We start from the raw sequence: 11,975 nt of genomic DNA, 5'->3' as shown, positions 1-11,975 counted from the left end.
GATGCGCTGTTCAGCCATGGTCACCGACCTCGAGATGATGCGGATGTGCGCTCAGGTTCCGTAACTCGCGTGATCGGGGCCGTAACTCGCGTGATCGGAGACGTGACTCGCGTGATCGGGGCCGTAACTCGCGTGATCGGGGCCGTGACTCGCGTGATCGGAGACGTGACTCGCGTGATCGAGCCCGTAACTCGCGTGAAAGACCAGATCGCGCGCCCTGCCGACGTCGATCGCGGGCGCGGGTTCACCTGGAGACGTTCAGATCGTCGGCCAGGCCTCCAGCGCCGCGACCATCCGCCGGGTGTGCGCCAGATAATCGGGAACGGACAGGACCCGGCCGTCGATGTTCTCCAGCAGCCAGCCCGCGGCCGCCTCCTTCGACGCGAAGAACTGGGTACAGACCAGTGCCTCGACGTAATCCTGGCCGAGCGCGAGGTCGATCCCGGACAGTCGCGACGCGGCGACGACGGCGTGTGGCGGGTCGACGCTCAAGACCCGCTCGCGGGTGAAGTGGACGCGGACGCGTGCTCCGGTCGCCGGGCAGACCGAATCCGCGTGGACCGGTTCACCGGTGGCGACGGCCAGCAGGAACAGGTCGACCCGGTACCGATCGGAGCCGGCGCGCTCGGCCGGGCGCGCGCCGCGGTCCATCACGACCAGGCCGTCACGGATGACGAAACCCATCAGATCCATCAGGCGGTGGGCTTCGTCCGGGGGCATGCCGACGGTGGCGGCGAGCCTGCCGATGGCGATGGGGTGCCTGCCCGCTCTGGTCAGCTTGGTCGCGGTCCAGGCGAGGCGGACACCGGCGGTGCGATCCGTCCGGATGGTCAACAGGCACCTCCTCGCCTTCGTCTCCAATGAGATTAAGCACGAAAAGGTTTTCCGCCAAGTCACTGCGCCGAACGGTCGAATCCGTTGCACGGTAAGAAAATCCACCGTACGCGACCAGTGTGGGCAAAAGGTTTCCACTGATGCGCGAAAACGCGCGGACTTTCGGTCACCCAGGACAAAAGTGACATGGGATGTCTTACAGCAATTTAGAGCGTGTCTTACGTGGCGACCGGTGGCTGATGCGCCATGATCTTGGTCGTGGTTGATCGGTTGTCTTTGCGTCTTGTGCCGGATGAGCTGTGGGAACTGGTGAAGCCGTTGATCCCCGCGTTCACACCGCGTCCGCAGGGTGGTGGGACCGCGCCGTTGGATCCGCGGCAGGTGTTCACGGCGATCGTGTACGTGCTGACCAGCGGATGTGCTTGGCGGGATCTGCCGCCGTCGTTCGGCGTGCCCTTCCAGACCGCGCACCGCCGGTTCGCGCAATGGACAGAGGCCGGGCTATGGCGCGAGCTCCATCGTGTACTGCTTGACGAACTGGGCAGCCGGGGCTTGCTCGACTGGAGTCGTGCGATCGTGGACGGCGCCTCCGTCCGCGCGAAAAAGGGGGATCTCTGACCGGCCCCAGCCCGGTCGACCGAGGTAAACCCGGCTCGAAAATCCACGTCCTGTCCGACCGTGCCGGCCTGCCGCTCACGATCGCGATCTCCGCCGCGAACACCCACGACTCGCTCGCGCTCAAACCCCTGGTGATGGCGATCCCCGCGGTCAAGTCCCACCGAGGCCCGCGACGCCGCAAGCCCGCCAAGCTGCACGCCGACAAGGCCTACGACCAGCCCGCGCTCCGACACTGGGTCCGCGACCGCGGCATCACAGTCCGCATCGCCCGCAAAGGCATCGAATCCGCGGACAAACTCGGCAAACACCGCTGGGTGATCGAGCGAACCATGGCCTGGCTCACCGGATACCGCCGCCTCACCCTGCGCTACGAACGCAAAGCCGAACACTTCCTCGCCTTCCTTACCCTCGGAGCCGCCCTCACCTGCCACAAGAAACTCCGAAAGCTCACCACGTAAGACACGCTCTTAAGCTGCTCCGCCGGAATCACCGCCTCTCCCGCACGCTGCACGGGCATCGTCACCTGCATTCGCTCTCCGGCATCCGCACGGGAACCGAAACCGTGACGGCGCAACAGCGGGCCGACGCGGGTGCCCAACCCCTCCCGATAGGACTTCGGGAGGTACGCGCCACGCGCGTAGAGCGCGCGATATTTCGGCACCAGTCCCGGATGTTCCCGGCCGAGCCAGCGCGCGAACCATTCCCGCGCGCCCGGCCGCAGGTGCAACGGGAGGACGGTGACCCGCGTGGCGCCGACCTCGGCCAGCCGCGCGAACAAGGCGTCGAGTGCCTCCACCGAATCGGTCAGATACGGCAGCACCGGGGCGACCAGCACGGAACACGGAAGGCCGGCGTCCCGCGCCTTGCGGATCAGGTCGAGCCTGGCCCGCGGGCCCGGTGTCCCCGGTTCCAGGCGGCGTTGCAGCTCCTCGTCGAGCAGGGCGAGCGAAATCGCCAGCCCGGCCGGCACGTCCTTCGACACCGACTCCAGCAACGGCAGGTCCCTGGCCAGCACGGTGCCCTTGGTCAGGATGGACAGTGGCGTGCCCGAATCGGCCAGCGCGGTGATGATGCGCGGCATCAGCCCGTACCGGCCTTCGGCGCGCTGATAGGGATCGGTGTTCGTGCCCATCGCGACGTGCTCGCGGGTCCAGCCGGGCCGCCGCAGCTGCGTGGCCAGCACCTCGGGCGCGTTGACCTTCACGATCACTTGCGTGTCGAAATCGCGTCCGGCGTCGAAATCCAGGTACGTGTGGGTGTTCCGGGCGAAACAGTTGTGCGTGACCATGCCGTCGGCGATGAAGTCACCGGTGCCGGTGGTGATGTCGAACAACGGCAGCTCGATGCCGAGCGGCTCGATGGACGTCACCTTCCGCCTGGTCCGGCCGATGGCGAGGCCGTCCAACGACCGTTTCCAGCCGACGGCGGGATCGGCGAGATGGAAGAACCGCAGCTCCTCCGACGGGCCACCGAGGAGCTGGACCGTCCACAAGGGACTGAATTTGACGTTTTCCGTTTTGACGTAACGGAAGCCGAAGTTGTCGAGAGCGGCACAGAAGGTCGAGACGATGTCCTGTTCGTCGTGGGTGACGCGCAGCGCGCCGTGCCGGTAACCACCGGAGAGATCGAACAGCCCGGCCAGGAAACCGCGTTGCCAATGGGAATCCGGCGAAGGCGGCACTTGCATGAAACCGACCGACGCGCCGAAATCGGGCAGATAGCCGAGCGCGCGGTCCGCGGCGTCCTTCTCGGCCGAGAACCCGCCGGAGCGCAACATCCCGCACAGGTATCCGGCGCGATAGCCGAGGGTGTCGTCCGGCGTGCGGACGAGTTTGCCGACGCCGACGAGTTCGGTGCCGCCGACCAGATGCGGCCGCTGTGCCGCGCCGAACCGGGTGCCGGTGACGTGCTTCCAGCCGCGGCCGGTCAGGAACCGGTGGTCGCCACTGGCCACGATGGACGTTCCGTCTTCGAGGGTCAGGCGGTACGCCGGTTTCAGCGTCGACCAATGCGCGAGCACCTCCGTGGGCACCAGACGGCGCCCCGCGCCGCGCCCGCGTGTCCCATAGATCACGTCGCCGGGCGTCAGGTCCGCCAGCGTTTTCGTCCGGCCGTCGGCCATCAGGACCGGCGTGCCGCCTTCGAGGCAGTACGTGCACGCGTGGGAACAACCCCGGTACGGGTTCACCGTCCATCCGAACTGGACACCCGACCCCTCGGGCACCTTGTTCAGCATGGATTTGGCGTGCACCTCGTGAAAGGTGACGCCGTCGAACTCGGGCGCGCGCACCGAACGCGCCAACCCGTCCAATCCGGGCAGCACCGGCTCGCCGCCGTCCGCCCGCTGTCGATCCCATCGCACCCGGCCAGTCGAACACACGTTCTAGAGGGGTGTCAAACAAATGTTCGAACGTGGGTGATCTTCGGCGCAAGTGGTCACCTACTTGCGCCGTCAGAGCTTGGTGATCTCCTCGGTCACGTACCCGGCGGGCTGGATCAGCCCCACGCATCGGCTCTCCCCGCGCGGCGTCGCCGACCGGCGGCGCACCCTCACCGAGTAGAAGTCCTGGCCGCCGCGCACGGTGACCACCCGTGCGTCGGACTCGAGCAGCGGCTCCTCCTGGACGGCGAGCACGTCGTCCAGCCCGGTCAGGTCCAGCTGCCGCCGGAGCGCGATCTCGGCGAACTGCGCCCACGCCGTCCGGGCGGACGTCCGGCCGCGAAGCTGCTCCGGCTCGACCTGGCCGCGCAGGGCGGCCTTGGCGACCAGCGCCGCTTCGGCCGGGTCGAGCTGGCCGTGCAGGAAACCGTCGGGGACCACCAGCAGGTTGCCCGCCCAGCGGTCACCGCCGACATGGCTGACCTCCCAGGCCCGGCCGGGGTGGTTGGTGTCGAGCGTCGAGGCCAGCGGGCGGCCGAGCACCGCGCAGCACATGTCCTTGGTGCCGTGCGTGCAGACCAGGAACAGCGGCCCGTCCACTCGCGTGCCGAGCCCGCCGACGCCGTCCGCGACCGCTTCGAGGTCCAGCTCGGCCAGTTCGCCCAGATCGCGGATCTCCAGGCGCTCCAGCCAGCGGTTCCCCGGCTCGCCGCCGCCGACATAGACGGAACGGGGGCGATCCGGGTCGCGCCGATGTTTACCGGGGCGCCGCATCAGCAGCGGGCGGAGCCCGTGGGAACGTCTCAAGTTTTCGAGCAGCTCACGACGCTCGGCGGGGAAGGCCTCGTGGAGGACGTTCTCGAGCGCGTCGGCAGGCCAGGGGCCCGGCTGCTCGATGAGCAGCCAGCAGCGCATGTCCGCCGCGGTACCGGCGGGGCTCGCGCCCAGCATGCGCGCGACAGTGGCGCAGCCCGGCAAAGCGGCGGGCGACGCCGGACCGTGCGGCAGTGGGGTGTCCGAGAGCTGAGCGGTCATCGGCCGACCACTCCGGACTTCACCTTAGGCATGCCTTAGCTTACCCCGACCGACCTCCCGCCACACTTCTCGTCCCCTGTGACTTTCAGCCGACCGAGAGCAGCCCCTGGGTGGTGAGCTCGCCGAGGAAGGCCCGCACGGTCCCCCGATCGAGTCCGGACAGTTCGGCGAGCCGCCCGACCGCCCGCGGCGTGCCGTCGAGCAGCGCCTTCAGCAGCGGGGCCGCGGCGGCCGCGAAGACGAACCGCCTGCCGTCCGCGAGCAGGGTCACCCGGCCGTCGCCTTCTTCGAGCACCGCCCGCAGGACGAGGAAGCGGACCTCGGTCTCGTCGCCGTCCGGCAACAGTCCGGGAGTCGCCGCCCAGGGCAGTCCGACCCGCGGATGCGCCGGGGCCTTCGAGTCGCGCTCGGCGAGGAACTTGTCGAGGACGTCGGCGGTCAGCGTGGCTTCCAGTTCCGCGCGCAGTGCGGCGGCACGGGCCGCCCGCTCCTCCTCCGTCCCGAACCGGGGGAGGTCTTGCCGGAACACGGTGCTCGCCCGCAGTTCGTCCGCGAGCCAGGACACCAGGTCGATCCCGGTGGCCGGGCTGAACCCGAGCGTGAGGTGCAGCGACATCTCCCCGACCGCGGTGACGTCGTGCCAGTGCCCGCGCGGGACGTAGAGGACGTCGCCGTCTTCGAGGACGAAGTCGTCGATCGGCTCACTGGGCCGTTCGGGCTGTTCGACGTCGCGGTGCAGCGGAGCGGGCCTGGTCGGGCCGTGCATCCGCCAGCGTTTGCGGCCGGCGACCTGGATGACGAACGCGTCGTGGTCGTCCCAGTGCACGTCGAAGCCGTGAGTCACCCCCCAGCCCGCGTACAGGTTGACCTGGACGCTTTCCCGGAGGTCGTGCTCAAGGCGCCGGGCGAGGTCGCCGATCGGGTCGCTGAGTTCCTGGATGGCGTCGAGCACCATCGTCGCGCCGCCGCGAAGGTGCTCGGTGAACGGAGCGGCCCGCAGCCGCGGAACGGTGCCGCTGCGGCGAGTCGGGACGAGATCGGTGTAGCTCTCCATGGGCACCGGGGTGCCGTCGAGGGCGAGGCGCAGCCTCGGGAACTCGAGGCGATGCTGCCGGAGGATCGCGTTCAGCGCCGGCCACGGCAGCAGGTCGGCGAACCGGCCCGCGCGGCCTTCGAAACGACGGTAGGCCCCGCCCTGGACGTCTCGGAAGAACTGGCTGACCCCGAGCGGAGCCACGAGGTCAGCCAGCGTCGGCGTTTCGGGCACTCAGCCGTCGTTGCCGTCGTTGTCCGCGGCCGCGCCGTTGGCCTTCCCGCGGTCGACCGCGGTCGGGATCATTTCGACCTCCAGCAGCAAACCGCTGTCGGGAGCCTGCGTACCTGACTGTTCCTGTGCCATCCTGCCACCTTTTTCTCAGCCGAGCGGACGGACCGAAAATCGGTCTGGAGCGCCACCGAGCCTACGACACGTTTCGAGAAAATTCACCGTCCAGCAGGGAAAAACGGCCTGGCGAGCGATCTTCGACACCACGGGCGCCAGTTCACCCGGACAGCGGTTCTAAGCTGCCATCCATGGCTGATGCGGCATCCGCTCCCCGCCCGCGATGGGACGTGCTCGCGGTCGTCGGCGCGGGTGGCGCGCTGGGCAGTCTCGCCCGCTACGGCCTGTCGCTCGCGATTCCCCGTTCCCCGGGCCAGTTCGCGCTCTCCACCTTCGCCACCAACGTTTCCGGCTGTCTGCTGATCGGTTTCCTGATGGCGGCGCTGACCGCGGCGGAGGCCCCGCACCGGCTGGTGCGTCCCTTCCTCGGGGTCGGGATCCTCGGCGGCTACACCACGTTCTCGACCTACGCGACGGACACCCTCGATCTGGTGACGACCGGACGTCCGTTCACCGGGTTGGCGTACGCCTTCGGCACCGTGGCGGCAGCGTTGATGGCGGTCTACGCCGGACACGAGATCACTCGCGCGGTGAAGAGATGACCCTCCTCTTCGTCGCGCTCGGCGGCGGTTTCGGTGCGATCATCCGTTTCCTGACCGATCTTCGGCTGCGGGCGTGGCGAGGGACCGCCTTCCCGTGGGGCACGCTGGCGGTGAACATCGCGGGCTCGTCGATCCTGGGCGTCCTCACCGGCTGGGCACTGCACGGCGGGCAGCCGGACGGGATCCGCTCGCTGGCGGCCGTCGGCTTCTGCGGCGGACTCACCACTTTTTCGACCTTCGGCTACGAAACGCTGCGTCTCTTCACCGAGGAGACGCGCCCGCGGGCCGCGCTGAACGTGGGCGTCACGATGGTCGCCGGGATCGGCGCCGCGGCGGCGGGACTTCTGCTCGCCGGCGCGATCTGGTCCTGAATCAGCCTTCGGCCGCCATCCGCCACGCGGCCGCGGCGACCGCCGCACGCTGGTCGGCCGGGAGATCGGCCGCCATCTCCTCCAGCTTTTCGACGACACCCTCGTGCGCGGCGTTCGCGAGCCGGAGACCCTCTTCCGTCAGCGTGATCTTCAGCGCGCGGCGATCATCGGCGTCCGCGACCCGCTCGACGAGCGAGCGCCGCTGCGCCCGGTCCACCAGGCCGGTGACGCTGGACTTCTCCAGGTTCAGCATCTTGCCGAGGTCGGTCATCCCGACGCCCGACTCCCCCTGCGCCAGTACGCAGAGCAGCTGCGCCTGCTGCGGCGTGAGGTCGTGCGACCTGCCGACGTCGATGAAAGCCCGCTGCACCAGATGCGAAAGCCGCACCAGCGCCGTCGCGAACCCGAGGTCTTCGGCCGTGGTCATGAGCGCAGTCTACTTGACGACCGTTCGGGGTACGAACTACTGTAGTTTGTAATACGAACATTACGCATTACGAACTAGGGGGTCTCATGACCACGACCGTGGCCGTCATCGGCGGGGGATACGGCGGCACGACCGTCGCCAAGGAACTGGACTCGTTCACCGACGTCGTGCTCGTCGAGCCGCGCGAGGATTTCGTCCACCACGTCGCCGCCTTGCGCGGGCTCGTCGATCCCGAGTGGACGGATCGGCTCTTCTACCCGTACAGCCGGCTTCTCGAACGAGGACGAGTACTTCGCGACCGCGCGGTGAGCGTCGACCAGGACGGCGTCACACTCGCTTCGGGCGAGCGGCTCACCCCGGACTACGTCGTGCTGGCGACCGGTTCTGCGTACCCGTTCCCGGCGAAGATCGATTTCCACGACAGCGCGTCGGCGAAGGCGAAGATCCGCGCGACCCGGGAGGAACTCGCGGGCGCGGGCAAGGTACTGCTGCTCGGCGCGGGCCCGGTGGGCCTGGAACTGGCGGGTGAGATCAAGGCGGTGTGGCCGGAGAAGGCCGTGACGATCGTCGACCCGGTGAAGGAGCTTCTGCCCGGCTTCCCGGAGGAGTTCCGCGCGGAGATCCACCGTCAGCTCGACGGACTGGGTGTCGAGCTCCTGCTCGGCACCTCGCCGGCCGAGCCCCCGGTCTCGGAACCGGGACAGGCCAAGACGTTCACCTCGGGACTCACCGGCGGCGGCGAGGTGACCGCCGATCTGTGGTTCCAGTGCTACGGCGGCGCGCCGCACACCGGATACCTCTCCGGCGAGCTGGTGGCCGCGCGGCAGCGGAACGGGCAGGTGGAAGTGACGTCCGACCTGCGGCTGCCGGGACAGCCGCGGGTGTTCGCGCTCGGCGACATCACCGCGCTGCCGGAAGGAAAGCTGGCGAAGGTGGCCGGCGACCACGCGGAGGTCGTCGTGGCCAACATCCGGGCGCTGATCGAAGGCGGCGAGCTGCGCGCGCATACGCCGGGCGGGCCGATGATCTCGCTGCCGCTCGGGCCTTCCGGAGGCGCGACCTACGCCGAGGAGGTCGGCGTCCTGGACGCGGCGACGACCTCGGAGATCAAGGGGTCGCACATGATGGTTTCGCGGTACGAGGAACTCTTCGACGTCGCCTGACTTCCCCGTGTGCGTGCTATGAAAGGTCCTTTCCTTGCAAATTTTGCAAGGAAAGGACCTTTCATAGCACTCGAGGGACCGGTCAGGACCGCGGAGCCAGCCCTCGCACCTGAGCGAACGGATCCTCACCCGTCGGCAGCAGCGCGATGATCGGCGTCGTCAGCCCGTTGTCCACGTAGGACTGCACCTGCTCGCGACAGGAGTCGAGGCTGCCGTGGACGATCAGGTCGTCGACGACCTCGTCCGGGATGACCTGGTTCGCCTTCTGCCGGTCGCCCGCGGCCCACGCCTCGTGCATCGGCGCGAGGGCGTCGCCGCGGCCGAGCCAGTCGTGGAACGCCGCGTACACCGGCACGGTCAGGTAACTCGAGATGAGCATCCGGCCGAGGCCGCGCGCCGCGGCCTCGTCCTCGGTGGGGCACACGAAGATCCGAGCGGCGAGTTCCGTGTCCGGGCCGAGCTCGGCACGCACCTTCGGCACGTCGGAGGCGGCGAGCCAGTTGGTGATGGCACCGTCGGCCTCCTTCGCGGCCAGCCGCAGCATGCCCGGCCGCAGCGCGGCGAGCATGATCGACGGCGGCGGGTCGGCGGGCCGCTCCAGCCGGAACTTGCCGACGGAGAAGGTCTCGTACTCCTCGGTGACCTTCTCCCCCGCCAGCGCCGACCGCAGGAACCGCAGGGTGTCCCGGGAGCGGGCGAACGGGGCTTCGAACTCGGCGGCGTTCCAGTTCTTCACGATCACCGGCGACGACGCGCCGATGCCGAGCACGAACCGGCCGGGCGCCAGTTCCGCGACGGTCGCCGCGCTCATCGCCAGCAGACCGGGCCCGCGCGTGTACACCGGCACGATCGCGGTGCCCAGCCGCAGCCGCGGTGCCCACTGCGAGGCCAGTACCAACGGGGTGAAGGCGTCGTTGCCCGCCGTCTCGGCCGACCACGCGTCGGTGTAGCCGAGATCCGGCAACTCGCGCACCAGCTCCTCGTGGGCCGCGAGCGGCACCCCGGTCAGCGGAATGGTGATGCCCCACCGTTTCATGCGTTCTCCTCGCTCTTGACCACGGCGCCGGACAGCTCACGCACGATCCAGTCCACCTGCGTGCGCATCAGGTTCTCCGCGACCTCTTCGGCTTGCGGCGTCATATGCGTCGCGCCGGCCAGCGGCAGGAACACGTGCGCGCGTCCCTTGGCCAGCAAGGCCGACGACAAGCGCAACGAGTGGGCGACGAAGACGTTGTCGTCGGCCAGCCCGTGCACGATCAGCAGCGCCCGCGAAAGGTCGCCGGCCCCGGCGATCAGCGAGTTGTGTTCGTACGCGGCCGTTTCCTTCTGCGGAAGCCCGAGGTAACGCTCGGTGTAATGCGTGTCGTACAACGACCAGTCGGTCACCGGCGCGCCCGCGACACCGGCGTGGAAGACGTCGGGGCGGCGCAGTACGGCCAGCGCGGACAGATAGCCGCCGTAGGACCAGCCGCGGATCGCGACCCGGTCCAGATCCAGTTCCGGATGCAGTGCCGCCGCCGCGTGCAGGGCGTCGACCTGGTCGGCGAGGGTGACGTCGGCGAGGTCGCCCGCGATCTCCTTTTCCCACGCGGAACCCCGGCCGGGCGTCCCGCGCCCGTCGGCGACCAGCACCGCGAAGCCCTGGTCCGCGAGCCATTGCGGGGTCAGGAAGGCGTTGCGGGTCTGCAGGACACGCTGGGCGTGCGGGCCGCCGTACGGATCGAGCAGCACCGGGAGCTTGCCTTCGCTCTCTTCGTATCCGGTCGGCAGCACCAGCGCGGCGCGCAGGCCCCGCTCCCCCAGCGTCAGCCAGGTCAGGTTCGGCACGACGTCCGGGTCGACGGTGTGGGAACCGATACGCGCCACCGTCTTCTCTCCGGAGACGACGGTCACCACCGGGCCGCTGCGCTCCAGGCTCCACGACGAGAGCACGGCCAGCGAAGCGTTCCCGGAGCCGACGTGCACACCATCCTCAGTGGACAGACGGCGCAGCTCGCCGCCCTCGGTGCGGAAGACGTGGATCTGCGTCGGATCGGCTTCCGACGCGCTGAACAGCACTTCGTCGCCGACGTGCAGAACCGAGCGCACCTGGAGCCCGTGCGGGGTGACGGCGACCCCGTCGACGACCAGCCGGTGGTCGCCGTCGGCGGCGCTCTCCCGGACCAGGCGGCCGTCGGCGGTCCACGCCGGGACACCGGCCGCGAGCTCGACCCAGTGCTCGTCGGTCTCGGTGTGCAGGACCTCGACCGAACCGTCCGCCGGGTCGACCGCCTGGATCTCGAGGTTCCGCTGGTCACGCGACTGCACGGACAGCAGCGGCTTGCCGGCCGCCGACCAGTGCACCGCGGCGAGGTACTCCCAGTCCGTCTTCGTGACGTCGACGCGCGAGCCGTCGAGCCCGAGGATCGCCAGCGTGACGTCCGCGTTCGTGGTCCCCGCCGCCGGGTAGGCGACGACGTTGGCCGCCGACTGCGGGTTGGCCGGATCGGCGATCGTCCAGCGCGGCACGTTCGCGCGATCGGAGCGTTCGACCAGCAGGCTCTTCCCGTCCGGAGCCCACCAGTAGCCCCGCGTGCGGCCCATCTCCTCCGCCGCGATGAACTCCGCGAGCCCCCACGCGATGTCCTCGCCGTCCTCGCTGTCTTCACCGACGAGCACGCGGTCCTCACCGGTGGCGCGGTCGATCACCCGCAGCCGCCTGTCCCGGACGTAGGCGACCCGGGTGCCGTCCGGACTGGGCCGCGGGTCGACGACCGACCCGTCGACCAGCACCGACACCGCGCCGGTGGCCAGGTCGAGGGTGTGGAGCTTGCCCGACAGCGAGAACGCGGCGACGGTGAAGGCGTCATCGACCGCGTAGCCGACCACACCACCACCGGTTTCCCGGCTGCGCTCGCGGCGGGCACGCTCCTCGGGCGGCAGGTCCTCTTCACCGGCCAGCAGTTCGGCCGCGTCGACCAGCTTCGTTTCCTCGCCCGACGCGACGTCGAACGACCACAGGCTGTGCCGGGGATCGGTGCCGGACTCGGACCGCAGGAACAGGATGCGGGAACCGTCCGGGGCGACCTTGAACTCTTTCGGCGCGCCGAGGGTGAAGCGCTGGGTACGGGCCTGGCGGCGGAGGAACGGGAGATCTTCGAGGCTGGTGTCGGTCACGTCCGCAC

Annotated in this window: 12 protein-coding genes; 4 read left to right on the top strand and 8 right to left on the bottom strand. The window is 69.4% G+C overall.

Going from position 1 to position 11,975, the window contains the following annotated elements; genetic code table 11:
• Window positions 1-258: 258 nt before the first annotated feature.
• The gene (gene merB, locus P3102_RS13230; RefSeq protein WP_276369328.1) at window positions 259-834 is read right to left on the bottom strand and encodes an organomercurial lyase; all 576 of its coding nucleotides are present in this window, start codon (window positions 832-834) and stop codon (window positions 259-261) included.
• Window positions 835-1,092: 258 nt separating this feature from the next.
• On the opposite strand from merB, the gene P3102_RS13225 reads away from it, so the two are divergent.
• Window positions 1,093-1,910, top strand: a protein-coding gene (locus P3102_RS13225) for an IS5 family transposase (RefSeq protein ID WP_276363339.1) whose coding sequence is annotated in 2 segments (ribosomal slippage) — window positions 1,093-1,435 and window positions 1,435-1,910 — 819 coding nt in all. Because the reading frame shifts where the segments join, the coding sequence is not laid out codon by codon here.
• Here the strand turns inward: P3102_RS13225 and P3102_RS13220 are convergent.
• The 4 genes from P3102_RS13220 to P3102_RS13205 form a co-directional block, all read right to left on the bottom strand.
• The gene (locus P3102_RS13220) at window positions 1,820-3,814 is read right to left on the bottom strand and encodes an intein-containing Rv2578c family radical SAM protein (protein WP_276369326.1); all 1,995 of its coding nucleotides are present in this window, start codon (window positions 3,812-3,814) and stop codon (window positions 1,820-1,822) included. The two genes, P3102_RS13225 and P3102_RS13220, sit on opposite strands and share 91 nt — an antisense overlap.
• Window positions 3,815-3,904: 90 nt before the next feature.
• A complete protein-coding gene (locus P3102_RS13215; RefSeq protein WP_276369325.1) occupies window positions 3,905-4,867 on the bottom strand; it encodes a sucrase ferredoxin in 963 nt (320 codons plus the stop codon).
• An 85-nt stretch (window positions 4,868-4,952) separates the two neighbouring features.
• The gene (locus P3102_RS13210; protein ID WP_276369323.1) at window positions 4,953-6,134 is read right to left on the bottom strand and encodes a cupin domain-containing protein; all 1,182 of its coding nucleotides are present in this window, start codon (window positions 6,132-6,134) and stop codon (window positions 4,953-4,955) included.
• On the bottom strand, window positions 6,135-6,266 hold the full coding sequence (locus P3102_RS13205) for a hypothetical protein (RefSeq protein WP_255431246.1): 132 nt from the start codon (window positions 6,264-6,266) through the stop codon (window positions 6,135-6,137).
• Between the two features lie 173 nt (window positions 6,267-6,439).
• On the opposite strand from P3102_RS13205, the gene crcB (P3102_RS13200) reads away from it, so the two are divergent.
• Together crcB (P3102_RS13200) and crcB (P3102_RS13195) are read left to right on the top strand one after the other, a co-directional pair.
• Window positions 6,440-6,850, top strand: a complete 411-nt coding sequence (gene crcB / locus P3102_RS13200) for a fluoride efflux transporter CrcB (protein ID WP_276369321.1) — start codon at window positions 6,440-6,442, stop codon at window positions 6,848-6,850.
• Window positions 6,847-7,221, top strand: coding sequence for a fluoride efflux transporter CrcB (gene crcB / locus P3102_RS13195; RefSeq protein ID WP_276369319.1), 375 nt, complete (start codon window positions 6,847-6,849; stop codon window positions 7,219-7,221). The genes crcB (P3102_RS13200) and crcB (P3102_RS13195) overlap by 4 nt, the downstream gene beginning before the upstream one ends.
• Window position 7,222: 1 nt before the next feature.
• On the opposite strand, the gene P3102_RS13190 is transcribed toward crcB (P3102_RS13195), so the two are convergent.
• Window positions 7,223-7,648, bottom strand: coding sequence for a MarR family transcriptional regulator (locus P3102_RS13190; RefSeq protein ID WP_276369318.1), 426 nt, complete (start codon window positions 7,646-7,648; stop codon window positions 7,223-7,225).
• Between the two features lie 86 nt (window positions 7,649-7,734).
• Here P3102_RS13190 and P3102_RS13185 point away from each other — a divergent pair, with 86 nt between their 5' ends.
• Window positions 7,735-8,811, top strand: a complete 1,077-nt coding sequence (locus P3102_RS13185; protein ID WP_276369316.1) for an FAD-dependent oxidoreductase — start codon at window positions 7,735-7,737, stop codon at window positions 8,809-8,811.
• 82 nt (window positions 8,812-8,893) lie between these two features.
• On the opposite strand, the gene P3102_RS13180 is transcribed toward P3102_RS13185, so the two are convergent.
• Window positions 8,894-9,847, bottom strand: coding sequence for an LLM class F420-dependent oxidoreductase (locus tag P3102_RS13180; RefSeq protein ID WP_276369314.1), 954 nt, complete (start codon window positions 9,845-9,847; stop codon window positions 8,894-8,896).
• A complete protein-coding gene (locus P3102_RS13175) occupies window positions 9,844-11,967 on the bottom strand; it encodes an alpha/beta fold hydrolase (RefSeq protein WP_276369313.1) in 2,124 nt (707 codons plus the stop codon). The genes P3102_RS13180 and P3102_RS13175 overlap by 4 nt, the downstream gene beginning before the upstream one ends.
• Window positions 11,968-11,975 lie beyond the last annotated feature (8 nt).

Origin of the sequence: Amycolatopsis sp. QT-25 (genome assembly GCF_029369745.1) — a bacterium.
Lineage (GTDB): Bacteria > Actinomycetota > Actinomycetes > Mycobacteriales > Pseudonocardiaceae > Amycolatopsis.
This window is presented reverse-complemented; position numbering and strand designations above follow the sequence as displayed.

What these genes read in the sequence shown, in the direction of transcription:
- P3102_RS13205 (WP_255431246.1), bottom strand. Translation starts at nt 6,266, where the DNA reads ATGGCACAGGAACAGTCAGGTACGCAGGCTCCCGACAGCGGTTTGCTG.
- P3102_RS13185 (WP_276369316.1), top strand. Translation starts at nt 7,735, where the DNA reads ATGACCACGACCGTGGCCGTCATCGGCGGGGGATACGGCGGCACGACC.
- P3102_RS13215 (WP_276369325.1), bottom strand. Translation starts at nt 4,867, where the DNA reads ATGACCGCTCAGCTCTCGGACACCCCACTGCCGCACGGTCCGGCGTCG.
- crcB (WP_276369321.1), top strand. Translation starts at nt 6,440, where the DNA reads ATGGCTGATGCGGCATCCGCTCCCCGCCCGCGATGGGACGTGCTCGCG.
- crcB (WP_276369319.1), top strand. Translation starts at nt 6,847, where the DNA reads ATGACCCTCCTCTTCGTCGCGCTCGGCGGCGGTTTCGGTGCGATCATC.
- P3102_RS13190 (WP_276369318.1), bottom strand. Translation starts at nt 7,648, where the DNA reads ATGACCACGGCCGAAGACCTCGGGTTCGCGACGGCGCTGGTGCGGCTT.
- P3102_RS13180 (WP_276369314.1), bottom strand. Translation starts at nt 9,847, where the DNA reads ATGAAACGGTGGGGCATCACCATTCCGCTGACCGGGGTGCCGCTCGCG.